The following is a 25907-nucleotide window of genomic DNA, read 5'->3' on the forward strand; positions in this document are numbered from 1 at the left end:
CAGGAGGCGTTTAGGGATGAAAAGCAAAAAGTGGTTGATTGCTGCAGGTGTGTTTGGCATGGTGTTAACCGGATCGGCAGGTGTATATGCAGGTACACAACTGGAGACAATCAAAGCTTATCTAAACCATGGGCTCGCCATCGAAGTGAACGGACAGAAATTTACACCGACAGGTGACCAGGGCAAAAAGCTTGCGCCAATTACATATCGAGGCAGTACATATCTCCCGGTTCGTTCGATTGCCGATGCGTTAAAGACCGAAGTGAAGTATGATTCCCAAAACAATAAAGTAAGCATTGGCTCTTCAAGCTCCTCCGGTGGGTCAACATCCAGCGGCAACAGCGGATCGACATCACCATCTACAGGCACGAACTCACAGGCGGCAGGTGTGAAGTCGAAGTATCTGCCTGCAGATTTCCCATTACCTAAGGACGCAAAGGCGACAAGTCTCATTGAGAACATAATGGATGGTGACAAAAAAGTAGTGCTCACGTACACAACCAAAGAATCATTGCTAACCGTTGGAACATCCTACAAAGACTACTACCAGACCAAAAACTTGAGTCAGAACACTCAGGATATCCAGGCAGATGGCTTCAGCATTGTGGGTCGTGAAGATGGCAAATATGCCGTAACGATCACAGGTTCGGTGTCTGCAACCAACAAGGATCTGAATGAAATCACCGTAGTGTGGGGCGAAGAGTAATCTTTCCTTCTATAAAAAGTGAACAGCCAAAGCCGCCCGTTGAAATCATAACAGATTTCATTGGACGGCTTTTAGGGTTGAATCCATATCTGGTTCTATACTCTGAATTAATAGTCTAAATATTAGTCCGTTACAGGTACTCGTTGAACCATCCGGCAATATGCTCCAAACGGCGTACCCTCAAGTGAGGGTGACCTCCGCGGGACAACTCGTGGTTTGCCCCTGGGAAACGAACAAGTCTTGTGGTCTGCTTGCGCCGTTTCAATGCAATGAACAACTGCTCGGCTTGTTCAATTGGACACCGCAGATCCTGTTCGCCATGCAAAATGAGCAGGGGAGTACTCACGTTGCCCACATAAGCGAGTGGGGAATGTTTCCACAGCTTTTCCGTGTCATCCCACGCGTTACCGCCAATCTGGTCTTCCGTGAAGAAATATCCAATGTCACTTACACCGTAGAAGGATAGCCAATTGGAGATGGAACGCTGGGTAACAGCCGCCTTAAAGCGGTCCGTGTGTCCAACAATCCAGTTGGTCATGAAGCCACCATAACTGCCCCCGGTTACGCCCAATCGTGATTCATCGATAAACTCATACTGGGACAGGGCATAATCCACACTCTCCATGAGATCGCGATAATCGCCACCGCCATAATCTCCGCGACAGGCGTCTACAAACTGCTGCCCGTATCCGAGGCCACCGCGTGGATTGATATACACAACAGCGTAGCCTTGTGCGGCGAGAATTTGGAACTCGTGCATAAATGTAAAACCATACATCATGTGCGGGCCGCCATGAATCTCCAGAATGGTCGGGATTTTGACCCCGTCGACCATGCCATGAGGTTTCATGATCCATCCTTGCAGTCGCAGGCCATCTGAGGAATTAAACCAGAAGGTCTCAGGTGTACTAAGGTGGATCTCATCCTCAAGCTGTGGATTGCTGCGGGTGAGCTGAATCGGTTCTACCTCAGGATCTTCCGGTTGTTCATATATATATAGATCACCAGGATTTAGTGTATCGGCTACAGCGGCAACGATCTGCCCGTTTTCCAACTCGGCAAATTGATAAATCTCCCGTTCGTCAGGCCATATATAGTCGGCACTGCTGCCGTCTCGAGCGAATTTGGCGATGCGTACACTACCATGGATGGTCGCCAGACAGAAGATTGAAGAACCATCCCTGCTGAATACTGGCCCCGTGGTTGTCAGATGTGAACGCATGTCGCCAACAATGCTGTGATTCAACTGTACGTCCCAATCCGTGCTCAGACATACGAGTTCACCACCTGATATCTGAAGGGTGTACAACTTCACAAGCGTGGCATTTCCATAGGAACGGTCACTGGCGAGCAGTGCAAGAGATTGTCCATCCGGTGCAAAGGCCAGTCGGCTGAACGTATACCCTTCCGGGGTCAACTGTTGCACATCCGATCCGTCTGCTTTGGCAAGGTACACATGATTAGTCAGGGTGTAATCATTATGGTCCTCGCCTTCTTCAGGCATCTGCGCAATCCAAGCGATGGATGTTCCGTCCGGGGACCAGGCGTAGTCTCCGACGTCATAATGACCTGTAGTTACAGGAATTGCTTCCGCATCGATCGGTGCGAGAGCGAAAAGGTGGGAACGTCGACCGTTCCACAATCCACTGGCATCTGACTTCATGCGAATCCGGTCTACGACATGTTCTTGCAGCAGTTTGGGTTTATCGTCTATAGGATCTGTATGTTCTGATTCTTCATTTCCGCTCATATCCACGGATGATTTCACAAGCAAAGTATGACCATCTGGTGACCAGAGTAGGGAACTGACGCCATGTTTCAGGTGACTGATTTGCTGTGCTTCCCCGCCATCTGATGCGATAATCCACACTTGGGATTTCCCATCAACCTCTCTTAAAAAGGCAAGCTGAGACCCATCGGGCGACCAGGCAGGGGAATGATCCTTCTCACCAGAGGTAAAGGGCCTGTCCTTCTGACTCCCCAGATGCAGCAGTCTTAGGTGAGAACAATAACCGTCACGTGCTTCATTCGTTTTCCGGCTTACATATACCAGTTGTCCGCCTTGAGGGGACGGAGTTGGATCATTAACCCATGTAATCTGATAAAGATCTTCCGATGTTATGCCGCGCTGACTCATCATTGTTTGTCCTCCCACCATGAATTAGAATTGGTTAATTTCCTAACCTTTCCATTTATATTAACGGAAAGCAAGGGACAGGACAATAAGTGTAATGAGGGAGGGGGAAGACATTTAACAATGTATATTCATTGAATTAAATATTTGCACGTAACGTAGAGGACAGAAATAACCTGAAGAAGCGGAGCGTTCGCCTAAAAGCTTTCTGAAAGAAAGCTGCATCGGAAGCATAGGCTATCCCCGGATTTTCACTTTGAAAAAGTGGAATCGAAAAATCTGGGGATAACAGCGATCGGAAGGTTGTTCTGTCATCGGAGTGGCCGGTGCAAACATTCTTTAGTTCAATTCATATAGGTGTGTTAAAAGGATTTGCTCGAAGGATGACGAATCCTAATGTTGAATAAGCGCAGAAATGACGAAAAACGGTCTAATTTTAATGTTTAACATTGGTGAATTTGGTTTAATGTACAATGCAATTCCTGTTCTACATTTCAGGTATTTGGTTCTTAGCCATTCGTTTATATAGAACTCGTATGATTCAGTCGCAATGGAGGAGGAACGTCACGTTGAGCACATCCTATGAGCAACATGTGGAATATCCAAACCGGAAACGAATGGCGTGGCTTACGGCAGGGGCGGCACTCTTTGTGGCAGCCGGATTTTTTTTGATTTTTGATCGTTCTTCAGTTACGAATGATTCCATCCTTTCGGATGTGATTGGACTTCTATCCATTTTGTTTTTTGGGCTATGTTTCTGTTACAGTCTGGTAAAGATGATTAAGAAGGAACCTTCTTTTGTAATCGATGAGGATGGGTTTGTGGATGCATCTTCTTATACCGCAGGAGGAGCCGTGGCTTGGAACGACGTTGAGAATATTTTTATGTATGAATTGATGGGACAGAAAATGATCGGGGTCAAATTGCGGGACGAGAAAGCCTTTCTGGATCGCCAGAACGGGATGAAACGCAAATTGATGACGGTCAACAGCAATATGGTCGATGCGACCATCAGCGTTGCCCAGAGTAGCCTCACAGTGCCACTGGATCAATTGTATATCATGATGATGAGCCACTGGAGACATGTGAGTGATAATATGATTTATGATTCGTATAGTCGTCGTTAGAGAGGTCACAATGTCCATAGAGTCTTCAGAATGGAGGAATATAGATGATGCATGGTAATCAAACACGCACGATTCTACTTCCGGATGGAACTGCACTGCCTGCGATAGGACAAGGCACATGGAACATGGGAGAGAAACAATCCAGCCAGCAAGAAGAAGTACGCGCACTGCGTTCCGGCATTGAACTGGGAATGACCGTGATTGATACGGCGGAGATGTATGCAGAAGGCGGGGCAGAAGTTGTTACGGGAAAGGCCATCGCGGGCTATCGTGATGAAGTTTTTCTCGTATCCAAAGTGTATCCCCATCATGCGGATCGCAAGCAGATGATTACGGCCTGTGAACGTAGTCTTAAGCGCTTAGGAACAGATCGCCTGGATCTGTATCTGCTCCACTGGCGAGGGGGAGTACCACTCGAAGAGACGGTTGAGGCTTTGGAACAATTAAAGCAATCTGGTAAAATTCTTCGCTGGGGTGTATCAAACCTGGATACAAGGGATATGCAGGAGTTATGGAGTCTGCCGGAGGGGTCTCAGTGCATGGTGAATCAGGTGCTCTACCATGCAGCTTCGCGTGGTATCGAACATGATCTACTTCCTTGGATGCGGGAACGGAGCGTTCCTGTAATGGCGTATTGTCCCCTGGCTCAGGGTGGCAGACTTCGAAGTGAATTGTTGGAGCATCCAGTCATTCAGGAGATTGCACAGGATCGAGGAGTTGCGACTTCGCAGATCGCATTAGCCTGGGTGATCAGGGATGGAGATGTGCTGGCGATTCCCAAGGCGGTACAGCTGAATCATGTGGCAGACAATGCAGCAGCAGTGAATATCGTTTTGACACAAGAGGAACTCGCCCGTTTGGATGAGGCATTCCCTGCACCTAAAGGCAAAGTACCTCTAGATATCGTGTAGCTGGCTCTTTTTTATTGGATAAGCATATGAATAAGGTAACAATACGATTAATAAAGTTATGCAGAGCAGATCTTCACGATCTGCTCTTTTTTTTGTATGGATATCAATAGTCGAAGCTGGCCCATCAATTGAGCGAATATATATTTTAACAAATGGGCTTTACAACACTATTTCACTAGTGTACTATGTAACTAACACACCAGTACAGAGAGGAGCGAGAGCTTTGTGACTATAGAATTTGATAACAATTTACCAATCTATCTGCAGATCATGCAGTACATCAAGAGACAGATTGTAACCGGGACACTTCAGGCAGGTGACAAAATTCCTTCGGTTCGTGAACTGGCAGCTGAACTACAGATCAATCCAAATACAGTACAACGGACATTTCAGGAGCTTGAGCGGGAAGAAGTGGTCGAAACCAAACGGGGCTTGGGCAGATATGTGACCAGTGAGGAGCGGAAGATTATGACGATCAAAAAAGAGATGGCCGGTGAATTGCTGGAACGCTTTCTGACCGGAATGCAGGAACTGGGGATCGAAGAGCAGGATATCTTATCCATCGTAGCCGATGCCGTTGCGGAAGGAAAGGGAGGAACAACGCATGAGTAACATCCTTGAACTGAACCAGATCAATAAAACATATGGCAATAAGAAAGCGCTAAGTAATATTACATTGGATATTGCACCGGGACGAATCGTAGGTCTGCTGGGTAGCAACGGTAGTGGAAAAAGTACGCTCATGAAGCTGGTTGCAGGTTTGTTGCATCCGAGTAGCGGAACGATTCAAGTCATAGGTAAGCCTGTTGGGCTGGAGACGAAGGCGTTGGTTTCATTTATGCCGGATCGCCCATTAACCGAGAAGTGGATGAGAGTGCGGGATGCGATTGCGTACTATCGCGATTTCTATGCTGATTTTGATGAAGAGAAGGCGCGGGAGATGCTGGACTTCATGAACCTTGTCGAGAGTGACCGGGTACGGCATCTGTCGAAAGGGATGAATGAACGACTACAACTAACACTGGCACTTTCTCGTAAGGCTCGTCTGTATTTGCTGGATGAACCGATTGGCGGAGTAGATCCGGTTGCGCGTGGCAAGATTCTGGATGCGATCGTCAAATTCTATGATGAAGACAGCAGTCTGATCATCTCCACGCATCTTGTGAATGATATCGAACGGATTTTTGATGAAGTTGTCTTTATTCGCGAGGGTGAGCTGGTGATGCGGGAAGAAGTGGAAACGCTCCGTCTGAAATATGGGAAAAGTGTGGATGAGATGTTCAAGGAGGTCTATGCGGAATGATGACATTATTGAAGTATGACTTTAGAAGGAACTGGAATACACTGCTGGCTGGGCTAGTTATTTTGATTATCGCTCAAGTGGGGCTTTCCCTTTTCGTGTCTGAGGTCACAGGGATTGTGCTTGGCATTATGGGTTATGTTGGAGTAGGTGTGGCTATTTATGTGAAAATGATCAAAACATACACGTCCAATATCCGCTCTTATAATCGCCGTCTGTTACCCGTAACGGGCCTATCACATGTGTTGTCTCCTTTGATCTTTGGACTACTTTGCGGGTTGGGGTTAGTCATTATATTCGCGACTCATGCCTACATCTATATCTCAATGAAGCTACGAATGAACATGGCTACCAATATTGATCTTTCGGGTCTGCATGTTTCGGATTATATTAGTTTGTTGCTGTTTAGCGCATGGGTTATGGTATTCATGACCGTCATTATCTTCCTTTCGATCTCGATTGCAGGCAGCTTCCGTTGGAGAACGGGGCCATGGATTGGAATCGTTGCATTCTTTGTCCTCGTTAATCTGCTTGGCTGGTTGGAAAATATCATTACGACAGGACGTTTCAGTCCAAATGAGATGTTCCGGTATACGGAAGAAAGTACAGGTATTGCAATCACAGCCAATGGTGTACTATGGTCGGACGGCATGTGGGGAAGCATTGTATTTGAAGTCATTGTGGCGGTCATCTTGGTATGGGCTACCATTTACTTGAACAACAAAAAAGTCGAAGTTTGATGACAGGATAATTTGAACGTGATGCGAGCAACCAGAGTTGCTCGTTTTTTGCATCCAGTAATAATCCACTTTTTGAATCCATTACCATTAATTATACGTATATATAAATATATTGTGTGCTCGATGCGAGATTAGTTTAAAGAGAACAAAAGGATATGTAAGCGAAAGGAGGAAGCGTTATGGAATTATACTTCAGGGATAACTTTTTTAACGCAGGTTACACCGAGATTATGAATCCGAACCAGGAACAGGCCGGGCATCTGGATTTGAAAAGTGTCTTTGGTTCTTCGCTTGATGTATCGGATAACACGGGATTGGTCTGCAGCGGTAAATTTCGCATGTTAACGAATCGTTGGGATATCACTGCAGCAGATGGGAGACATCTGGGTGTGCTTCGGCCCAGATTTAGTTTTTTTAGTAAAAAGTATGAATATGACGCAGGATCACGAGGTACATATGATGTGTCTGCCCCAGCATTTTCGCAGGAATATGATATAAGTGGCAGTGGTGGCCGCATCGTGGCCAGTTTCCGTCGCACCAGCGGCTGGTTTAGTTCAGGGGCATTTGTATTAGATAACCAGTCGGAACAACTGGACACGTATGAATTAATTGCAGTGGTCATGGGCGTGCACGCGATTAATAAAAGACGGAACTCGGCTGCCAGCAGTGGTGGAGCGTAGTACAGGAGCGCATTAACCGTCATCTTAGCAAAGGCAGTCCCTTCAAGACTCGTTTAACCTTGTTCATAGCAATGTGTTGGACACTGGAAACGATTTTAAGTGGAACGGAGTAAAGCTGGTTGCCACTTCACGATATTTTACGAGCAAGCAGGTATACCAAAAAGGTTTGGATGAGATTCTCCAGACCTTTTTTTATATGGGTTTGCTTTTGAGCAATAGTTATGGTTAACCCAATCTTACAAAATCATTGACCATCGGCTTTCGCAAGGGAGCCTTCCTCACGTTGGCGGTGCTGAACTTCATTGGAGCATTCGGAATGCATATCAGGATCTTTTTCCGCATAACGGGCTAATGCCTTCGCAGCTGTTTCGGACATTCGCTCCCGCAGCACTGTGTGGTCAGCAATTCGAACCCGTTTGCCGAGAAAACGCATTTTGGATAAGACGTAATCCATCTCATTGCGCGGAACGGTCAGCTCGATCCGATATGTCTGCTTGGCTTCCAGGTACTCGACCTGTTTTTCGAAGCAGGAGAAGGCATAGAGGATTCGGGACAGCTCCTGATTGAACTCGGGCAGTACCTCGATGGTGATGGTCGTTTTACGCTTCTCTGTTATCGCAGCAATTCGGGCAGTGTAACCCGAGGCGGTATCCGGTTCAACCGGTTGGGCTTCCACGGTAACGATGCTGTGCAGCTTGGTCGACATGAGTTTGTCGAAGCGAGGAGCATACCAGAGCACGTACCATTCTTTTTTGACCATGGAATACTCCAGTTTGTACGGGAAGCCGAATTCATCATGGCTCGTGCGTCCATTGCGGACGCGACCCGTCATGCGAAATCCCTGATGATGCAGAATGATTAGCCGTAACTGTCGAAGTAGTGGGTGAGAGACACTGTTTTCTTCGCTTTTGGCTTTTTCGGTCAGGTAATCCTGAAGGTTCAGGTCCTGCTCACCATTAAGCATGTTGTACATTTTATCCAATGTTACAGGGCTCAGCGCTTCTCTCGCAGCAGGGTGATTCAGCATCATGCGAAGCCAGGCCCGTTCCTGTGAGGTCCAGGTGAACAGTCCGGTTTCATTCAGTCGTGTCATCATCTGGTAATTGAACATCTTCTCGAACAGGTTCATAATACTCCGCAATCTCCTTCCATTCCTTGATCATCTCTTGGCGTAGTCTCTGAGGCGCGATTACTTCACAGCTTGAGCCAAAACTCCGCAACCACGGTTTGATCTCGGTGGTACCGTTGACCTGGATTTCGTAGAGAAAGGTATGATCCGTTTCGGGTATAATTTTGCCCCATTGACCTTGCAGACGAACCCGATCCAGAATAAAGTTGCGCTGACCACGCTCCGGGTGGAAAAAGCGAGCTTGAACCGTCACGGTATTTCCCGTATCCACGAGCCAACTGTAGCGACTAATGTCGGTCCACTGCTGCTTCAGTTTGAGCATGTATTGCTCTTCTACTGAATCCTGTTCCTCCAGTTGGGTTATGCCTTCCATGCGGAATTTCACAAAGCCGCGCCGGCCCTGATATCCAATTACATACCAACGACCATACTGATGGTCATAGATCACTTCAAGGGGCACGATCCGGTTGGATCGACCACCTGCTTCCCGTTCAAAGCGTGGATTCGTATTCTGTGAACTGTAGCTGGATGGTTTTTTCGGTGAATAGTATAGGAACTGCACACGTTTACGCTGACGAATCGCACTAAGTAGCGTGTAGAGATGAGCTTCGTCCAGGATACGAGAATAATAGTGATACTTATAGATATAGGGCTCGGTAGCTTCTTCTTGCGGGAAACTTGCCGTAATGGCTTTTTTTAAACTGTCGCGCAATAAGTACCCCTGTACGGAAGGAACCTGGGTGTTCGCCATCATATCCACAAAATCATACAACTCCAGCTGTTCCTCCGCTGTCAATTCGGTAAGGACGTCCTGTTGTAAAGCATATCGATACGGTCTGCCACCCGGCTCTTTTCGGATAACCCCAACCTCTTCCAGATACTTCAGATCGGAACGAATGGTTTTCTCGTCAGGTAACGCCAGATCCTCCGGCAGATCAGCACAGCAGGCGTCCAGCAGTTCCATCGCGGTCAGGGTTTTATGTTGTAAGGTATGCAAAAGGACAGAAAGCCGCTGAACTTCAGTCTCTTTCATCGACTTGGCGCGGAAGAGGAAGAGCAACATAGGCTCTGCCGACTCCCCGTATTGGAAGCGGACGAGATCTGCCATTTCCCGGCCTGCTTCGGCACTTGAGCGTTGGTCGGCGACGGTCTGCATGATTTCTTTTAATCTGCGATTGGTTTTATCAAAGGTATGTACGGATATGCCAAGTCGCTCGGCATACTGTTTACGGTTATACGCACCGCTTGTTAGGGATAACATGCGTAAGAACTGAATTTCTTTGTCAAAACTCTCTCTTGCCATGAACATTCACTCCTCGTTATCACTTCATTGTAGCAGGATGAGCGGAAGGTTTCATTTTAAACTTATGAAGATTGACTCCATTTCAGAAAATGATTCGTCGCCATACTTTCGCCATGTTCGCGTGCAAATGTGTGAGGCATAATAAGGTTGTGAAGCGGGGCAGCAACAAGCGCTGTGGATCAAGGTTCCGAGGCGCCAGGGAGGGTTACTTCGACTGTTAATCGACCAGGTCGTTGGTTCGAATCCAATCGCCGCCGTTCATGGCGGTGTAGCTCAGCGGTAGAGCGGGTATTATACCTTCCCACCTTTTTCCTCGGAACATTTTATTATGAAAGAACAGCAAATAGACTCACACCGGGAGGTCATGAGTGATGAGCAGAGCGAAACAATTATTTAATCAACCTCAGCCAACGACACGTAATCATGGGGGCTACGGAGCCTATGAGCGATTGGTGGAGGAACAATATATACAGATGTTGATGACCAATACATTGAACAATACGTTTTATACAGATACACAGCAACTGATGGACGATGCGATGGTCAGTCATCAGGAGATGGCTGAGGTCGATGCAGGGTTTATGGCGCGGGCGCTGGTCTATGCTCGTAATGAAGGTTTGATGCGGTTACAGCCTCTATACGGGCTGGCACTCTTGTCCAAGGTGGACCCAGATCAGTTTGCAAAGGTGTTCTCCAAGGTCGTACAGACACCGGCTGACTTGGCCGATTTTCTGACGATTCTAAGAGGAACTGGTCGGGGACAGGGCGGGCGAGCGGTTAAGCGTCAGGTGAGTCAATTTTTGAACGGCATTACTGAATATTGGGCCATCAAATACAACGGGCGTGGGCGTGGATACAGTCTGGGCGATATGATCGCTACAGCACATCCCAAGCCGATAGATACGAAGCAACAAGCCTTATTCCGTTATTTGCGCGGGCATGAGGTGGATCTTACGGAACTTCCGCAGTTGCAGGCGCTTGAAAAGCTGAAAGCTACCCCAAACCCGGCAAGTCGGATGCATCTGATCGAGAAAGGTAAACTCCCGTATTCGGTGGTCACCTCGATCATGCAACCGACACGTACGGTGTGGGAGGCGTTAATGTCACAGATGCCGACTTTTGCGTTGCTGCGCCATCTGAATGCAATGGATCGTGCGGGAGTTTTTGAAAAATCGAAAAATATCGATTACGTAACAGGTCGTCTAACGGATGCAGAAGCCCTGCGTAAGTCGCGCATCTTACCATTCCGATTCGCCAGTGCATATGAAATGATTGCGAGGGAAGAGCTGCGGGATGCTTTGCGACAAGCGGTAGAGATATCCATTGGCAACCTACCAACGCTGCCGGGAAGAACGGCTATTTTCCTAGATCGTTCCGGTTCCATGCAAGGGGATTATTTACGGATTGGTTCGGTGCTGGCACTGGCGCTTTATAAGCAAACAAGAGGTAACGCACTGTTCTGGTTATTCGACCATATGGTTGAGGACGCTCGTCCCAAGATGGATGAGAGCATCCTTTCCCAAGCTCACCGTATTCGCGCACAAGGTGGAACAGACACCGGTCGACCAGTGCGGGAACTACGGGATATCGGAGAAAAAGTGGATCAGATCATTATGATCACCGATGAACAGCAGAATGAAGGCAGCCCGTTATATGCTGAGCTTGAGCGATATCGGCGGATGATGAATCCGGAGCTGAAGGCATTTATTGTGGATATAGCACCTTATCAGCAGGCAATGGTACCGCCACGGGATGGAAAAACCTTTTACATCTACGGTTGGAGTGAAACGGTATTGACGTATATTGCCGAGACTGTGGCAGGATATGATACACTCGCGAACCGGGTGAGAGGGATAGAGATTTAATTGAGGGGATTTGGAGGCGGCTGACCATGAGCTACGTTCATGAAGAAATGAGAGATACGATTAGACAACAGCTGAAGCAAATTGAACAGGAGGAGCAGGTAAGGATTATCTATGCCTGTGAATCGGGCAGTCGAGCCTGGGGATTTCCTTCACAGGATAGTGATTATGATGTGCGTTTCCTGTATGTGAGACCGCTGGAGTGGTACTTGTCGATTGAGGATAAAAGGGATGTGATCGAACGCCCAATTAGTGACCAGCTCGATATCAATGGTTGGGATCTGCGCAAGGCGTTGAAGCTGTTTCGCAAATCAAATCCACCACTCTTGGAGTGGCTGCAATCCCCCATTCAGTATGATGAACAGTATAATGTGGCACAGCATATCCGTGCACTGTCGCCTTTGACCTTCTCGCCAAAGTCCTGCATGTATCATTATCTCAATATGGCAAAGGGGAACTTCCGCGATTATTTACAAGGGGACCAGGTGAGGATTAAAAAGTATTTCTATGTTCTTCGTCCCTTACTGGCTTGTGGCTGGATCGAACGTTATGATGCAATGCCACCGATGGCATTTGAAGAGCTTGTGCAAGAACTTGTACCTGCGACTACACCGCTATATACGGAGATTCATGAATTGCTGCGCCGGAAAAAGGAGGGCGAGGAACTGGATCTGGAGCCGCAGTTGCCAGCAATACAAGCTTTTTTGGCGGAGAAGATCGAGCATTTTGAACGAATGGCTGGCCAGATGGAGAATGAGCAGATTATTCAATTTGAAGAATTGGACCGGATTTTCCGTTTTGCATTACAAGAGGTGTGGGGCGAACAACTAGGGAGTTTCTTCTAACCAGGGGCGAACGATTCGATGATGAATGTCCGCGTCCGAACGTTTTATAGTCCAGGTCGGCTGGCTGAATGTGAAGAATCACGAGGGAGAGTATGTTCTAAGAAACACAGGACGTCTTATATGGCCTCCAGGGTGCCTTTTTAAAATGTAAGGAACATGGGACACGTTATTGTGCGAAAAAGTCGGATAAAAGGCTGGAAAATGGCGGTTTAGCCCCATATAGCGTGACTTGGGTTCGTTAGGTTTCAAGGGGGCTTCTCATCATGAAATAAGACGCCAGCGATTCGTTAGCGCTCCATCATGCACTTGTGTTGCTTTGGCTCCGGGACGTTTAAGTACGCTTGGGCTTTCAGCAGGTTTGAAGACATGCTCTAGTGCGTGACGACATTTTTCATATATAAGGAGGAGAACTGATGCATCTGATCTTGAAAGCAAGCGGCGCTGACGCGGGGGTTGTATCCCATTTATTAGCGAAGAATCCGCTGAATATATATGACCGCGTAGACAAAGGTGTGCGTGTAAGAATGGTGTACACTGCGGCTACAGAGAACGAAACAGAAGTACTAATTCATGCCGAGCCTGATCCTGTGGATCTGGTCAGAGGTACACCTGATGGGTATGACATTACGCAATATATCAATGATCGTGAGTTCGTAACCAGCAGCCTGTTCTGCTCTTACATACGTGGGGCGCTAGGAACAGCCCTGAATGGTAAGCCCAAGGAAGACTATGTGCAATGGGTAGGTCATGCTTTTGAGTTGGAACTGACCTTTGGACCGGTGGCTTCCGATCTGCCGGATCGAGTTGTGGAAGAATTGTTCTCGCCATTAGGATACGCCGTTTCGGTGGAGCGTGGAGAACTATCGTATTCATTTGATCTGAAAAATAAAAGCACGGTTCGCCATATCATCCTGCGTGGACGTAACACGGTACAACATGCACTGCGTCAGCTTTTTCTACTGATTCCAGTGCTGGATAATTACAAACATTATTTCATCAGTGAAGATGAGATCGATAAAATCAAACGGTATGGTGAAGGGTGGCTGGATGCTCACCCACTGAAAGAACTCATTGTGAAGCGTACGTTGCGTTTTACCGAACTGATTCGGCAGTATGAGCGTCAAGAGGGTGCTTTGACTGTGTCCTTTGGACAGGAGAGAGGAATAGGCCACACCTCGGAATCGATTATTCAGGAGAATAAAGCAGGGCATCAGGAAGAAGGAGAACAAGAGTACCTGGGGTCCGAGTCCGATAGCGATGAGAAGCAACTGAATGCAGATTCTAGAGGTCCAGGTGAAGGTACAGATGCAGATACAGAGATAGAAGATGGTGATGCAAAGATTGCTGATGTAGATACAGGTACAGCTGGAGGAGATGGCGGGCAATCTGAACAATCTGAACCTCCTGTGCGGTTAAACGAGTTGCGTTATCGTGCGATTACAGATGTGATTGCAGCGTTGCCAGTCAAACGGAGCATTGTAGATATGGGAGCAGGGGAAGGCAAGCTATCTGCCCGATTGGCGTACATTCCCGGTGTGGAGTCGATTCTGGCCGTTGAACCTTCGGGCCAGTCACGACTTCGGGCCATGGAGCGCTTCGCGAAGCTCGAGGGTCGTTCTGGAGTGGTGGCTATGCCCGAGCCAATCATCGGTTCACTGTTTTATTTTGACGAGCAGATGCAAAACCAGGACGTTATGATTCTGTGCGAAGTGGTTGAGCATATCGAGGAATATCGTCTGAACGGAATTATGGATACAATCATGAACGATTATCAGCCAGAAGTGCTACTGGTCACTACACCAAACAAAGAATATAACGAAGTGTATGCAATGGAGCAGGAAAGTTTCCGTCACCATGATCATCGCTTTGAATGGACTCGTGCGGAGCTGGCTTCCCGGTGTGAGGAATGGACGCAGCACGGGAACTATGGCTATGAAATTAAGGGTATCGGTGAGCATGTAGAGGGCTATGGACAACCTACCCAACTGGTCATTTTTGAACGGAGAAAGGAGAGTCTATCATGAGTGGAAAAACGGGTTCTAGCGAAACAGGTGGTGTGGGCAGAGGACAGCAGGATCGGAAAAATGAGATGAAGGAAAGACAGCGGGAGATCCGTCTGCCCTATGCAGGTATCGTCGTTCTTGTTGGCCCGTCCAACAGTGGCAAAAGTACGATGTTGGATCGTCTCGTTGCAGAAAGTGTCATTCGCCGCACAGAAGCCGTCTCGTCAGATCAATTCCGCATGCTGGTTGGAGATGATGAGTATGTGGATTGGAAACACCGTCCCCGCAGTGAAGCGGATGTGATCTATGCGGAGTATCAGCAAGTATCGGCCAAAGCATTTGAGGCGATGGAGGCGATGCTGGCAACCCGCTGCCGTCTGAACAAGCTGACCTGGGTGGATGCGACACATCTGTATCCCGAGGATCGCGAGCGCCTGATTCAGGTGGCAAGAAAGGCTCATGTGCCTGTGATTGCTGTGGTGCTGGATATCCCTGAAAAAGAGCTGCTGGAACGTGATGCCCAGCGGGAGTATCCGCGTGGACGTCAACGGGTGAAACAACAGGTGCAGCAGTTCAAGCGCACATTGCGCTCGATCCGTGAGGATGGCTTCGATGCCAGTTATGTGCTGAAGCAGCCGGATGAGATTACGTTTGTCCGCACATCCAATCCGCTGGTGACCGACATGGGTACAGGTATTGATATCATCGGAGATATTCATGGCTGTTACGATGAAATGATGGAAATAATCGTGCGTCTCGGGTATGTGGACGAGGATGGAAGTGGTCTGTACCGTCACCCTGAAGGACGGAAATTGGTTTCCGTTGGTGACGTAACGAGCCGTGGGCCAGAATCTTTAAAATGTCTGTTGTTCTGGCAACGGCATTGTGCCGCCGAGCTCGCTTACATGATTGACAGTAATCACGGCTGGAAGATCGCGCGTTATCTGGATGGTCGTGACGTTACGTTGAGTCATGGTGACGAACGGGTGGAGATGGAACTGCTACAGTTTGAGCGGGAGCAAGGCCAAGAGACAGCAAAGCGAGTACGTGCAGAGCTTAGGGCATTTCTGCTTGATGCACCATCTCATCTGGTCTTTTCCCGGAACGGGGTAAGACAGGTGGTTGTAGCACACGCGGGAATTCGAGATCATTTTATCGGAAAACAGTCCAAACGCATTCAGGATTACTGCCGATATGGCGATGTAGAGGGTACGGATGAGCAGGGTCGGCCTGTGCGCAAGGATTGGTACGTGGATCACAATTCGGGTGAATGCATCGTCTGGGGACATGATCCCCGTCCATATCCTACGATTGTGAATGATACGGTCAACATTGATCAAGGTGTCGTTTTTGGTGGCATGCTCACTGCTTGGCGAATGCCAGAACGTGAGGCAGTCAGTGTTCCGGCGAAGCAGGATTATGCGAGGGATCCGGATAGTCCATTAAAGCGCTGGGAACAGCGGCGTTTTGCTCCTCCCAACATACGTAAGTTCAAGGAGGGTTTCACGGTTCAGACAGCATCCAAACTTGATGTGTTTGTGCACGGTGAGGTGGCGAAGACGGCAATTGATACGTTTTCCCATTATACTGTACCGCTGGAAGAACTGATTTACATCCCGCCTACGATGAGTCCGCCGCCGAGTGTCTGTTCTGTAGAGGGATATCTGGAGCATCCACAGGATGCGTTCCATTATTATCGCTCACAGGGCGTTACCCGTATGGTTGCCGAGAAGAAACACATGGGCAGCCGGGCCATTTTGCTTCTTTTCCGCGATGAGCAAGCTGCGGTGCAACGAGTGGGTAGGCCGATGTTGGGGAACATTGTGACCCGGACGGGCCGATCCTTTTTTGACCCTTCGACAGAGCAAGATGTGCTTTCCAGATTACATGCGGACTTGACCGTAGACGGTTATTTTGAGCGTCATCAAACGGAGTTTGTATTGCTCGATGCGGAGATTGTACCTTGGAATCTAAAGGCGCGTGAGCTGATTGCTTCACAATATGCACATGTGGCTGAAGCCTCTATGATGGATCGCTCTACGGTGCTGGACAAACTGCGCGAAGCTCAAGCAGCAGGTCGTAACGTAGAGGAGTGGTTGCAGGAAACAGTAGGTAAACTCACTAATTCCCAAACGTTCCGCGATGTATTCCAGAAATACTGCTGGGATGTGGATGATATCGGGGACATTCGGATTGCGCCGTTCCATACACTTGCACATAGCACGGGAGCATTTTGGGAGCAAACACATGAATGGCATATGGAACAAAACCGTGAGTTCGCCCGGATGTCGACCTTGATGATGGAGACGGAATATCGCGTGATCGCAAGTGAGGCAGATGAAACGGATGTCATTCGTTGGTGGGATGAGATTACGGAGGAAGGACATGAGGGGATTGTGATCAAACCCGAAACATTCCGCTCCTGGAATAACAACAAAATCATCCAGCCTGCGATAAAAGTACGAGGACGTGCATATTTGCACATTATCTATGGTATGGATTACCTGGCACCCGAGAATCTGTCCCGACTTCGTAAACGCAAAACGTCCAAAAAAGAACGTCACGCCTTAATGGAGAGTGCCTTGGGCATGGAGGGGATCGAGCGCTTTATACGCAGAGAGCCAGTGGAACGAATTCATGAATGCGTGCTGGCGACGCTTTCGCTAGAATCAGAGCGAGTAGACCCGCGTTTGTAAACTGTTATGTGAAAATAAATTTTGTTATTAACCTATATTGTATGGGTAATTATGGTATGATACTCTGGCTAAACTAATTGCTGGAGGTTATCCGTATGCGTATCAAAGTAATAAGCAGTTTGCTTGCCATTTTTATGATTTTTGCTACTGTTGCGTCTGCCCATCCGGGAAGAACAGATGCAAATGGGGGACATACCTGTCGAACCAACTGTGCAAAATGGGGGCTGAAACAAGGGGAATATCATTATCACAACGGAGGTTCTTCTTCGAGTTCCAAATCTTCCTCTTCAAGTTCATCCAGTTCAGGAAGTACCAAGAAAAGTAACAAGTCTTCAACGGCAACCCAAAAGAAAGCCACTCCTAAACCAGAATATATCAAGTCTGCTGTTCAGGTGAAGGTGAATGGTTCCAAGGTTATTTTCACCGAGTCTCCAATTATAATGAATAACACAAATCTCGTACCTCTGCGTGAGATGGCCAAAGCAATGAAAGCCAAAACGTCTTGGGACAGTAAGACTCAGACCATTACCGTTACCAAAGACAAGTACAAGCTAATCTTTACCTTGGGCAGTAAAAAGGTGAAGGTTAACGGAAAAGAAGTCACCCTACAGGCAGCACCCAAAGAAATTAAGGGAACAACGTACATTCCACTCAGAGTTTTGGTAGAAGGGCTTGGGGCATCCCTCACTTCATCTGGTAATACGCTGACGGTGAAAGTCAAATAATAAGAATAAGAATAAGAATTCATAAAGAAGCAGGTTCGGAGTTTATCCGACCTGCTTTTTTTGTGTGTGTATGAACTTCGTTATAGTGAGTAATTTATCAGGCTGTTTTTCTTAGTGCGGAGCGTTAGGGATTTTCCGAATCAGTTGGTATGAGCAACGGCGCGAATCTCAATCAGTTGATGAGGGAAGGCCAGACCCGATGTCCCAACCATCGTAACAGCCGGACGATGAGTACCAATGTACTCTTTATACACGGCAACACATGGCTCAAGATGCTCCTGCGGGTGAACCAAAAAAATCTCCAGTTCAGCAATGTTCGACTTGGTCACGTTAAATCCTGCGAGCACGCGATCCAAGTTATCCAATGTCTGGCGAACCTGTGCTTCAATATCTTCGACACCAATAAACGTCCCCTGCATATCATGCGAAAATTGACCTGCAATGTAGATCGTACCGTTAACACTGTATCCCTGAGCAACGCTGAATGCTTCTTCCCACGGGACACCGTGGCTATAGATTTGAGCTGTAGACATATAGTTCTCTCCTTTGGGAATTCAAGATAAGGTTAGTATAAACGGAGAAAAACGACTTGGGCAGTACGCACTTTCATGACAGTGACTATCCATTAGGATAGTGTAAACACGGTGCTTGTGAGCCTAACGACTCATTTCAGAGAATCTTTATATCAGGATATTTAATTTAGGTATAACTAACTTAAGTCCTATATCCTTCCACTATAATCTGGGTAATAATTATAGTAGGCAAGTGATTAATGGAATCTCATAACGTAACGATAGGGGGTAACCTGTATGGCATCTGTGATTCTGCTGGTGAAACAGACGGAGGACGATGAGAAGGTTATTTATCGCTTCGGACCGAATGAGCGAAAGATGGGGCTCATTGAGATGAATAAGATCAAGGAAAGTGTGAGGGAACTGGAACCTGTCCAGGTGGATGGGGTAAGTCCGAGTTTTTTCTTTAACCGAGCTGCGCAGCGACTCGTACGATGTTTATTCAGGGAAGGCGGCAAGTTCCCGGAACGAACGACGTTTGAAACATAGTTTCAGCACCACAAAATAAGTCCACAACCCTGCTCATGGGTCATGGACTTATTTTTCATTTCAGAACGTTTTGGCATAAGAGATCAGTGCGGTAATGGTGATGATATTAAGCAACGTTGAGATTAGCACCGTCTGGGCTGCAAAATCGGGTTCGTTATCGTATTCTTCTGCGAGAATGGATGCGTTGACACCCGTCGGCATACCGGAAGCGATAATAAGTGCCTGTGCAGCGATACCTTCCAACCCAAGCAGTAGCACAATTGAAATCCCGATAGCCGGGCCAATCAGAAGGCGCAAAAATGTGCTAATATACACATCAAGACGGTACAGTTGAATTGGATATTTTACAATCTGTGCTCCGAGCGTCAACAGTGCCACGGCAACCATACTTTGCTGCGCATAGGTCAGCGGCATGGACAGGAACGTAGGCAAGGGAACCTTCCACATGTGTAACAGAATCCCCAGCAAGAGTGCATACGGAACGGGCATTTTAAGAAATCCAATAATCACGGCACGGTAATTACCTTTGAGCTTCGCGCCCTGAATGGACAACACGCCATAGGTAAATGTCAGTAATGCCTGCAAAGACATGACCAGTGCCTGAATGGAAGAGGCGAGTGGATCCCCGCGGAATACCAGCGCATTGATGGGCAGTCCATAGTTGCCTGCGTTATCCAGCATAATACTGTTGTTGAAGGCAGCCTTCATGCCTTTATTCATCCGAAGCGAGCGCGCAAATACAGAACCTACAATATAGAGAATCAATACATATATCGCGTAAAAGAGTGTCACGGTCCCAAGCAGTTCGCCCGACATATCCGAGTGGTACATGCTCATAAAGACGGCTGCGGGGGTAATACAATAGAAATTGATTTTGGCGAGGGTGTACAAGTCCAGCTTGAACACCTTTTGCATCCAGGACCCGACGGCGATCAGGAGAAAGACGGGCAGGACGACTTCAAGCATGATGTCTGCAATCATTAGTTCAGCTTCCTTTTTCATGGAAATTTCAATCCGATTTCGAAAATACTTTGCTTATTATATCATTTTATACACACACGAAAGATGTAATTAGTTAAAAAAGATAAGGGGGCTTCCGATCATGATTCCAGATCATCTGGATGTTGGTTTATCGATATTGTTTATTGGTTTCAATCCGAGCATTACGTCTGGAGAGACGGGTCATCATTATGCTTACAAAGGAAACCGGTTCTGGCGCATCCTTGAACGGTCGGGATTAACCCCGCGTTTATATGATGCACAGGAGGATGGAGAGTTGCTGAAGCTGGGATATGGATTCACGAATATTGTGGCCCGTCCCACCAGAGGTATGGAGGATATTACGAAGGAAGAGTACGCAGAAGGACGACAGATTTTACGGCAAAAGTTGGAGAAATACCGACCGGACATCGCTTGTTTTGTCGGAAAAGGTGTATACACCCAGTACAGCAAGCGTACCAAAGTGCAATGGGGATTTCAGGACGACCCGGTCGTCAAGGAAATTCAGGAGTTCGTCGCTCCGTCGTCCAGTGGACTCGTGCGCATGTCGATGGATGAGATTGTGGCGATCTATTCCCAGCTTGCTGATTTTGTTGCGGAGAAGAACAGGGAAGATTAAGAGGCAAGTAAGCAGAGTTCACCCAGTCGGCTTTGCCGATAAGGGCGAATTCTTTTTTTTGGATAAAGTGAGAGGTTTCGGGAACGGCTTCCGTCTATATAGTACAGAACCATGCATGGAAGCTGTAGAGAAGGGGGATTACATGAATCAACAGATACCGGAGGAGGAGCTTATTCAGCGTATTGTTGCAGGGGATAAGCAGTTGTTCTCCGTGCTAGTGGATCGATATAAAAATAAAGTCTACGGCATCATGCGCGGAATGGGCGCGAGTCATCCGGATGCACAGGATCTCGCTCAGGATACGTTCATTCGTATCTATCGTCATCTCCCGTCGCGGCGGGAGGGAAGAAGTTTCTCGTCGTGGGTGTACACCATTGCGGTGAATCGGATGCGGGATTTTATACGGGAAAAGAAACCCGTCATGTCTCCGGTCGATCAGGGGATCGAACCTGTCAGTAATGAAACACCGGAAAAGCGTGTGCTGCATAAAGAGATGCAACGTGAGATATATCGACAGCTCGAACAGTTACCTGAATCGTATCGCCTGGTGTTATTACTGAAGTACACAAACGAGTTGAGCTATGAAGAGATTGCAGACATTACAGGTATGAGTTCAACCAAAGTGCGCAACGCCCTTTATCGCGGGAAAAAAACGCTGAGGAAGCAAATGGAACGCAAAGGAGGTTTAGCTACGTATGAAGCCTATTTCAAGGGATGAAGATCGGTTGTGGGAGGAGCACCTGTATCGTGAGGAGCCGGACGCGGATTTTACGCTTAAGGTCATGCAGAAGCTGGATGGCGTGTCCATGGAAAGTGGAGAAGATCAGTATCCATTCGTGAAAAAATCCATGAGAGCGCATTGGATGCATCGGACTGGAATCGTTGCAGCGGCAGTTGTGATTCTTGCGGGAGGGGCCTGGTTTGCTTTTGAACGAACAGCAGAGCCGCCCTACCCCTCAGTGAGTGCTGTGGATCACCCGCCACTACCGAACATGGCTGTGCCGGAAGAGTTGAAATATTCCTATTTTGCAGATGATTACAAACGTCTTAAACCTCTCGGACTTGTAGTTAATCCGGATATCAATATCAATGACCAGGGCTACACGCTTAAAATTGAAGACGTGCTTGTAGACCGATCACATATGGTAATGACCATGCAACAAACAACACCTGATGGATTAGGGTTATCACGGTCACTGTCTGCGATGGGGAGAATTCATGTTACGGATGAAGAGGGACGACAGGTTGCTACTCTTGCAAGAGATACCAGAACTAAGGGTTCTGTAACTGAACGATTGTTATTCCAGTTTGATGATGAAATTCCGGATCAGGTGGTCGTGCGGGGTGAACTGCGTAATCTAAATGTGGGCGGATATTATGATTACGAGAAGAAATCCTACGAAGATAGAGATGTTACGGTGGATTGGAGCTTCCAATTCAATATCGATATGACCAAAGCCAAATCATTGGCTGTTGAAAATTCTATGGATAACACATATACGTCGCCAGAAGGACTAAAGCTTGATATGACACAGCTTGTACGTACGCCAAACGGAACCCGGCTTGACCTGAATGTGAGTCTGGATGATGAACTTCGTGCCAAAGTTGATGAGAATTGGGCGAGCTATATGAGTATCATCTACCATCTTGAGATTCCTGAAACAAATGAATATCGAATTTTCAATGGAATAAGACCAGATGCCCGTCAAGCCAAGTTCCAGCTCCAAGATCAGAGTGACTTAAGGAACGGTGGGCCGTTGAAGTTGTCAGAGACATGGGACCCTGCGTTGGTAACGGTAGATGCGAAGAACATTCGCTTTGTTCTGGATGGTTACACCCTCCCGGTGAAGGAAGAGAAATCAGTGGAAGTTGATCTGAAGAGGATGCGTAAGGACGTTAATTTTTATACTTTTGTACATTTTGAACAGCTTGGAGATGAAATATTGTTTTATGATTTTGAGTACGAGCCACTGATGGAATCGTATGATCCTCCGAAGATTGATGTAAAGGAAGGGTATTCACTAGTTCTGAAGGGGAGTGGGACGTTCCGAAATGCTTTCATGGGTGATCGCTGGGTTGCAGTAGATTCGGATGGAAAAGAGTATCCTGTTGAAGTGAACGGTTATCCGGATCAACCTAATAATAACGGTGAATACGTTGAAGATGATCTGCAATTAAAAATTCGGGGGTTTAACGAAGAAAAGGGTACAAAATTCACTTTGAAAAGAACCGTAGTCAATAGAGAGTATCGCGATGTGAATTGGGAAGTGGATCTTCCGTCGTACAATAGCTTGCCTTGGCTGAAATAACCACTAGTACAATTAGACATGAAGTAAATGAAAGCTTCGAATGGATGTATAAGGATGGATCAACAGATTTAAGTGTGAATGTACAGGAATATAAGGATATAAGCCTAATATACGAAAAAGGCCCTGCATAATGGTATGCGGGGCCTCTTTCGTATGTACCAGATTTACGGAGAAGGCAAGTACCTAACGAATTTATCTTCAGAAAAGAGCAGTACCCTTTCTGAATTATGCCGATTCCCTTGGAATCAACGTAGTGGATAACATAACCGTTTCTTTTGGTGTCCCCGGGCGTTCGATTCGGCGTTGCAAAGCCTCGACCGCGCGCTGTCCAAGTTCCTCTTTACACAGATTAACTGTGGTCAGGGGCGGGGAGGACGTAACCGCAGAGTGTACATTGTCGATACCGATGACAAGGCAATCTTTAGGTGTGGAGATGCTTATCTCCTGTAGTTTGTGCATCCATTGCAAAGCAATATCATCATTAACACCGATCCAGGCGTCAGGACGTTCGTCATCTGGCATGTTTTGAATTTTGGTGGCCAATTGGTTAACCCATTCCCCGTTCTCATACGGAATGTTCCATTCTCTGAAGCTGGTCGTATGACTGGTGTCCACATGGAAATGATTCAAAGCCAACTCAATCCCGATTTTCCGCTGGGCGAAGCTCGCAGCACGACCATCATCTGTGATGAGGCCGATCCTTCGGCAATTCATAGACATTAGATATCTAGCCACGGTGATGCCAGCTTCCAGATTATCATGGCTGATCGTATCACAATTCAGCAGGGGCTCCTGATGATCTACCAGAATAATAGGACGGCCTGTCTGAGAGAGTCTTTGCAGAACCGTATGAGGGAAAGCCCCCATGACAATAATCCCGGCACAACGTTCCCAGTCCAAATGAGGAGCAATGGCTTTTTCGGGAGAGGTGTTCTCGTCCGTCACTCCGAGTGAGGGAGATACAATGGCATGATGCCAACCACGCTCATTACAGGCGGAGATCATGCCTGACAGAACACGTTGCCAGTAGTGGGGTTCACCGCGGTTGAGCTGATTCATGCAAATGAGAACAAACGGTGGATCGGACGGATCTGCATGGTTTGCAGTAGCAGAACTATTGCTAGTACCTGGAGTACTTTGGCGATACCCCAGTGCCCGAGCGAGTTCCAGAACCCGTGCGCGTGTTCCTTCACTGACACCCGTCTTGCCACTGAGTGCGCGGGAGACGGCATATTTGGATAATCCGAGCTGGTCAGCCAGCGTCTGAATGGATACTTTGCGTGACATATCATTACTCCTTCATTTGACGATCATCTTCTGACACAGTACACTTACAAATAATAATGTTATTATAAATTATCATAACAAAAATAACAATATAGTTATAAGGAGACGACATCCATGGAACAGTTCAGATTACCGAAAATCCCTATGCCGCATCTGGAATTGCCGCAAGCTGTGCAGGATATTCTGACTGAGGCGGACGAGCGTTTGCAACATCGACCGAGATTGCTGACTCAGTTTCGCAATTGTTTTCCGAATACACTGGAAACGACCACGAAGCTACTGGAGGATGGGACAACCTTTGTGATTACAGGGGATATTCCCGCTATGTGGTTACGGGATTCCGTAGAGCAGGTCATGCATTATGTTCCACTTGCGAAGGATGATGAGAAGTTGCAGCGTATTATCGGAGGCCTGATCAAACGGCATACGTTCTACGCTGATCAGGATATCTATGCCAATGCGTTCAATGAAACAGCGAATGGATGGCATTGGGATGCCAATGATGAGACGGAGATGTCACCTTGGGTGTGGGAACGGAAGTTTGAATTGGATTCTCTTTGTTTCTCCATGAAGCTGGCTTATACATATTGGCGGGAGACGGAACTTACGGATATATTCGATGAGCGCTTCAAGAAAGTGATGGAGAATATCGTACAACTATGGGAGACGGAGCAGCATCACGAAGAGCAATCACCTTACCGGTTCATGCGGCGCAATTGTCCTGCCCATGATACGCTACGTAATGAAGGATTGGGTATGCCGGTGAATTATACGGGGATGATCTGGTCCGGATTTCGTCCGAGTGATGATGCCTGTGATTTTCATTATAATATTCCGGCGAACATGTTCGCTGCGGTAACCTTGCGCCAGATGGGGGAGATCGCGAAGTGGGTGTTCCGAGATGAACAACTGGTAAGCCGGATGGCTCGTTTGGAAGAAGAAATACGACATGGTATTGCCCTGTACGGTACTTACCGTCATCCAGAGTATGGGCAGATTTATGCCTATGAGACGGACGGTTACGGCAACTTTTGTCTGATGGATGATGCGGGCACACCTGGACTGATGTCTATACCGTATATGGAGTATGCTTCGATTGAAGACAGGGTGTATCAGAACACACGGCGATTCATTTTAAGTAAGGAAAATCCGTTTTATTATGAAGGGCGGGTAGCCAAAGGTATTGGTAGCCCTCATACCCCTCCGGGATATATCTGGCACATGGCGCTATCCATGCAGGGTCTGACTGCAGACAATGACGAGGAAATACTGGCGATGATTGAATTGCTGGAGAACACGGATGCGGGTACTGGATATATGCATGAGGGTTTCCACGCCGATGATCCAAACACGTTCACCAGACCATGGTTTGCCTGGTCCAACAGCCTGTTCTCGCAGTTGGTGTATAAGGCAATGAAAAAAGGAATTCTATAAAATGATGAAAGTTCAAAAAAATACTCACTGCTCGCGA

Annotated in this window: 23 protein-coding genes; 17 read left to right on the top strand and 6 right to left on the bottom strand. The window is 47.4% G+C overall.

Annotated elements, in window-relative coordinates; all coding sequences use genetic code 11:
* The first annotated feature begins 16 nt into the window (after positions 1 to 16).
* A complete protein-coding gene (locus tag NSQ20_RS05895) occupies positions 17 to 706 on the top strand; it encodes a stalk domain-containing protein (protein ID WP_076329451.1) in 690 nt (229 codons plus the stop codon).
* 130 nt (positions 707 to 836) lie between these two features.
* On the opposite strand, the gene NSQ20_RS05900 is transcribed toward NSQ20_RS05895, so the two are convergent.
* Positions 837 to 2846 (bottom strand): S9 family peptidase, encoded by a 2010-nt coding sequence (locus NSQ20_RS05900; protein WP_076329452.1) that lies wholly within the window; start codon positions 2844 to 2846, stop codon positions 837 to 839.
* A 563-nt stretch (positions 2847 to 3409) separates the two neighbouring features.
* Here NSQ20_RS05900 and NSQ20_RS05905 point away from each other — a divergent pair.
* From NSQ20_RS05905 to NSQ20_RS05930, 6 genes are all read left to right on the top strand, one after another.
* Positions 3410 to 3967 carry an STM3941 family protein gene (locus NSQ20_RS05905; RefSeq protein WP_076329453.1) on the top strand — a complete coding sequence of 186 codons (558 nt, stop codon included), beginning with the start codon at positions 3410 to 3412 and terminating at the stop codon, positions 3965 to 3967.
* Positions 3968 to 4011: 44 nt separating this feature from the next.
* Positions 4012 to 4878, top strand: coding sequence for an aldo/keto reductase (locus tag NSQ20_RS05910; RefSeq protein ID WP_143781503.1), 867 nt, complete (start codon positions 4012 to 4014; stop codon positions 4876 to 4878).
* Positions 4879 to 5103: 225 nt separating this feature from the next.
* Positions 5104 to 5490, top strand: coding sequence for a GntR family transcriptional regulator (locus NSQ20_RS05915; protein ID WP_036606428.1), 387 nt, complete (start codon positions 5104 to 5106; stop codon positions 5488 to 5490).
* On the top strand, positions 5483 to 6181 hold the full coding sequence (locus tag NSQ20_RS05920) for an ABC transporter ATP-binding protein (protein WP_076251262.1): 699 nt from the start codon (positions 5483 to 5485) through the stop codon (positions 6179 to 6181). Before NSQ20_RS05915 ends, NSQ20_RS05920 begins: the two co-directional genes overlap by 8 nt.
* On the top strand, positions 6178 to 6918 hold the full coding sequence (locus NSQ20_RS05925; protein WP_036672426.1) for a hypothetical protein: 741 nt from the start codon (positions 6178 to 6180) through the stop codon (positions 6916 to 6918). Before NSQ20_RS05920 ends, NSQ20_RS05925 begins: the two co-directional genes overlap by 4 nt.
* A gap of 179 nt (positions 6919 to 7097) precedes the next feature.
* Entirely contained in the window at positions 7098 to 7598 is a 501-nt protein-coding gene (locus NSQ20_RS05930) for a hypothetical protein (RefSeq protein WP_340032090.1), read from the top strand.
* A gap of 244 nt (positions 7599 to 7842) precedes the next feature.
* On the opposite strand, the gene NSQ20_RS05935 is transcribed toward NSQ20_RS05930, so the two are convergent.
* Entirely contained in the window at positions 7843 to 8727 is an 885-nt protein-coding gene (locus NSQ20_RS05935; protein WP_339285837.1) for a WYL domain-containing protein, read from the bottom strand.
* On the bottom strand, positions 8675 to 10030 hold the full coding sequence (locus NSQ20_RS05940) for a WYL domain-containing protein (protein WP_339285839.1): 1356 nt from the start codon (positions 10028 to 10030) through the stop codon (positions 8675 to 8677). The genes NSQ20_RS05935 and NSQ20_RS05940 overlap by 53 nt, the downstream gene beginning before the upstream one ends.
* A gap of 371 nt (positions 10031 to 10401) precedes the next feature.
* Between NSQ20_RS05940 and NSQ20_RS05945 the strand changes: the two genes are divergently transcribed.
* The 5 genes from NSQ20_RS05945 to NSQ20_RS05965 all read left to right on the top strand — a co-directional run bounded on the left by NSQ20_RS05945 (position 10402) and on the right by NSQ20_RS05965 (position 18161).
* Positions 10402 to 11895: a TROVE domain-containing protein gene (locus NSQ20_RS05945; RefSeq protein WP_340032091.1), complete on the top strand. Its 1494-nt coding sequence runs from the start codon at positions 10402 to 10404 to the stop codon at positions 11893 to 11895.
* A 26-nt stretch (positions 11896 to 11921) separates the two neighbouring features.
* Positions 11922 to 12737 carry a nucleotidyltransferase domain-containing protein gene (locus NSQ20_RS05950; RefSeq protein ID WP_340032093.1) on the top strand — a complete coding sequence of 272 codons (816 nt, stop codon included), beginning with the start codon at positions 11922 to 11924 and terminating at the stop codon, positions 12735 to 12737.
* Between the two features lie 413 nt (positions 12738 to 13150).
* Positions 13151 to 14761 (top strand): 3' terminal RNA ribose 2'-O-methyltransferase Hen1, encoded by a 1611-nt coding sequence (locus NSQ20_RS05955; RefSeq protein ID WP_340032094.1) that lies wholly within the window; start codon positions 13151 to 13153, stop codon positions 14759 to 14761.
* Between the two features lie 65 nt (positions 14762 to 14826).
* A complete protein-coding gene (locus NSQ20_RS05960) occupies positions 14827 to 17436 on the top strand; it encodes a polynucleotide kinase-phosphatase (RefSeq protein WP_340033001.1) in 2610 nt (869 codons plus the stop codon).
* Positions 17437 to 17531: 95 nt separating this feature from the next.
* Positions 17532 to 18161 carry a copper amine oxidase N-terminal domain-containing protein gene (locus NSQ20_RS05965; protein ID WP_282319190.1) on the top strand — a complete coding sequence of 210 codons (630 nt, stop codon included), beginning with the start codon at positions 17532 to 17534 and terminating at the stop codon, positions 18159 to 18161.
* 140 nt (positions 18162 to 18301) lie between these two features.
* On the opposite strand, the gene NSQ20_RS05970 is transcribed toward NSQ20_RS05965, so the two are convergent.
* Complete coding sequence (locus NSQ20_RS05970; protein WP_101314168.1) at positions 18302 to 18694, bottom strand: RidA family protein; 393 nt, start codon at positions 18692 to 18694, stop codon at positions 18302 to 18304.
* Between the two features lie 276 nt (positions 18695 to 18970).
* Between NSQ20_RS05970 and NSQ20_RS05975 the strand changes: the two genes are divergently transcribed.
* Complete coding sequence (locus tag NSQ20_RS05975; RefSeq protein ID WP_091015650.1) at positions 18971 to 19222, top strand: hypothetical protein; 252 nt, start codon at positions 18971 to 18973, stop codon at positions 19220 to 19222.
* Positions 19223 to 19282: 60 nt separating this feature from the next.
* Here NSQ20_RS05975 and NSQ20_RS05980 read toward each other — a convergent pair whose 3' ends face one another.
* The gene (locus tag NSQ20_RS05980; RefSeq protein ID WP_017690279.1) at positions 19283 to 20203 is read right to left on the bottom strand and encodes an AEC family transporter; all 921 of its coding nucleotides are present in this window, start codon (positions 20201 to 20203) and stop codon (positions 19283 to 19285) included.
* 121 nt (positions 20204 to 20324) lie between these two features.
* On the opposite strand from NSQ20_RS05980, the gene NSQ20_RS05985 reads away from it, so the two are divergent.
* From NSQ20_RS05985 to NSQ20_RS05995, 3 genes are all read left to right on the top strand, one after another.
* Positions 20325 to 20840 (top strand): mismatch-specific DNA-glycosylase, encoded by a 516-nt coding sequence (locus NSQ20_RS05985; RefSeq protein WP_100526891.1) that lies wholly within the window; start codon positions 20325 to 20327, stop codon positions 20838 to 20840.
* Between the two features lie 142 nt (positions 20841 to 20982).
* Positions 20983 to 21558 carry a sigma-70 family RNA polymerase sigma factor gene (locus tag NSQ20_RS05990; protein ID WP_340032095.1) on the top strand — a complete coding sequence of 192 codons (576 nt, stop codon included), beginning with the start codon at positions 20983 to 20985 and terminating at the stop codon, positions 21556 to 21558.
* Positions 21536 to 23149 carry a hypothetical protein gene (locus NSQ20_RS05995; protein ID WP_340032097.1) on the top strand — a complete coding sequence of 538 codons (1614 nt, stop codon included), beginning with the start codon at positions 21536 to 21538 and terminating at the stop codon, positions 23147 to 23149. The genes NSQ20_RS05990 and NSQ20_RS05995 overlap by 23 nt, the downstream gene beginning before the upstream one ends.
* Positions 23150 to 23374: 225 nt before the next feature.
* Here NSQ20_RS05995 and NSQ20_RS06000 read toward each other — a convergent pair whose 3' ends face one another.
* Positions 23375 to 24436: a LacI family DNA-binding transcriptional regulator gene (locus tag NSQ20_RS06000; RefSeq protein ID WP_339285848.1), complete on the bottom strand. Its 1062-nt coding sequence runs from the start codon at positions 24434 to 24436 to the stop codon at positions 23375 to 23377.
* A 114-nt stretch (positions 24437 to 24550) separates the two neighbouring features.
* Here NSQ20_RS06000 and NSQ20_RS06005 point away from each other — a divergent pair, with 114 nt between their 5' ends.
* Positions 24551 to 25870 (top strand): glycoside hydrolase family 125 protein, encoded by a 1320-nt coding sequence (locus NSQ20_RS06005; protein ID WP_340032098.1) that lies wholly within the window; start codon positions 24551 to 24553, stop codon positions 25868 to 25870.
* The last annotated feature ends 37 nt before the right edge of the window (positions 25871 to 25907 follow it).

The organism is Paenibacillus sp. FSL K6-1122, from assembly GCF_037977015.1.
GTDB lineage: Bacteria > Bacillota > Bacilli > Paenibacillales > Paenibacillaceae > Paenibacillus > Paenibacillus amylolyticus.

Coding starts and splice junctions, on each gene's coding strand:
- NSQ20_RS05910 (WP_143781503.1), top strand. CDS start 4,012: ATGATGCATGGTAATCAAACACGCACGATTCTACTTCCGGATGGAACT.
- NSQ20_RS05985 (WP_100526891.1), top strand. CDS start 20,325: ATGATTCCAGATCATCTGGATGTTGGTTTATCGATATTGTTTATTGGT.
- NSQ20_RS05965 (WP_282319190.1), top strand. CDS start 17,532: ATGCGTATCAAAGTAATAAGCAGTTTGCTTGCCATTTTTATGATTTTT.
- NSQ20_RS05920 (WP_076251262.1), top strand. CDS start 5,483: ATGAGTAACATCCTTGAACTGAACCAGATCAATAAAACATATGGCAAT.
- NSQ20_RS05955 (WP_340032094.1), top strand. CDS start 13,151: ATGCATCTGATCTTGAAAGCAAGCGGCGCTGACGCGGGGGTTGTATCC.
- NSQ20_RS05960 (WP_340033001.1), top strand. CDS start 14,827: ATGAAGGAAAGACAGCGGGAGATCCGTCTGCCCTATGCAGGTATCGTC.
- NSQ20_RS05980 (WP_017690279.1), bottom strand. CDS start 20,203: ATGATTGCAGACATCATGCTTGAAGTCGTCCTGCCCGTCTTTCTCCTG.
- NSQ20_RS05900 (WP_076329452.1), bottom strand. CDS start 2,846: ATGATGAGTCAGCGCGGCATAACATCGGAAGATCTTTATCAGATTACA.
- NSQ20_RS05945 (WP_340032091.1), top strand. CDS start 10,402: ATGAGCAGAGCGAAACAATTATTTAATCAACCTCAGCCAACGACACGT.
- NSQ20_RS05930 (WP_340032090.1), top strand. CDS start 7,098: ATGGAATTATACTTCAGGGATAACTTTTTTAACGCAGGTTACACCGAG.
- NSQ20_RS05940 (WP_339285839.1), bottom strand. CDS start 10,030: ATGGCAAGAGAGAGTTTTGACAAAGAAATTCAGTTCTTACGCATGTTA.
- NSQ20_RS05925 (WP_036672426.1), top strand. CDS start 6,178: ATGATGACATTATTGAAGTATGACTTTAGAAGGAACTGGAATACACTG.
- NSQ20_RS06000 (WP_339285848.1), bottom strand. CDS start 24,436: ATGTCACGCAAAGTATCCATTCAGACGCTGGCTGACCAGCTCGGATTA.
- NSQ20_RS05950 (WP_340032093.1), top strand. CDS start 11,922: ATGAGCTACGTTCATGAAGAAATGAGAGATACGATTAGACAACAGCTG.
- NSQ20_RS05975 (WP_091015650.1), top strand. CDS start 18,971: ATGGCATCTGTGATTCTGCTGGTGAAACAGACGGAGGACGATGAGAAG.
- NSQ20_RS05895 (WP_076329451.1), top strand. CDS start 17: ATGAAAAGCAAAAAGTGGTTGATTGCTGCAGGTGTGTTTGGCATGGTG.
- NSQ20_RS05995 (WP_340032097.1), top strand. CDS start 21,536: ATGAAGCCTATTTCAAGGGATGAAGATCGGTTGTGGGAGGAGCACCTG.
- NSQ20_RS05935 (WP_339285837.1), bottom strand. CDS start 8,727: ATGAACCTGTTCGAGAAGATGTTCAATTACCAGATGATGACACGACTG.
- NSQ20_RS05990 (WP_340032095.1), top strand. CDS start 20,983: ATGAATCAACAGATACCGGAGGAGGAGCTTATTCAGCGTATTGTTGCA.
- NSQ20_RS06005 (WP_340032098.1), top strand. CDS start 24,551: ATGGAACAGTTCAGATTACCGAAAATCCCTATGCCGCATCTGGAATTG.
- NSQ20_RS05970 (WP_101314168.1), bottom strand. CDS start 18,694: ATGTCTACAGCTCAAATCTATAGCCACGGTGTCCCGTGGGAAGAAGCA.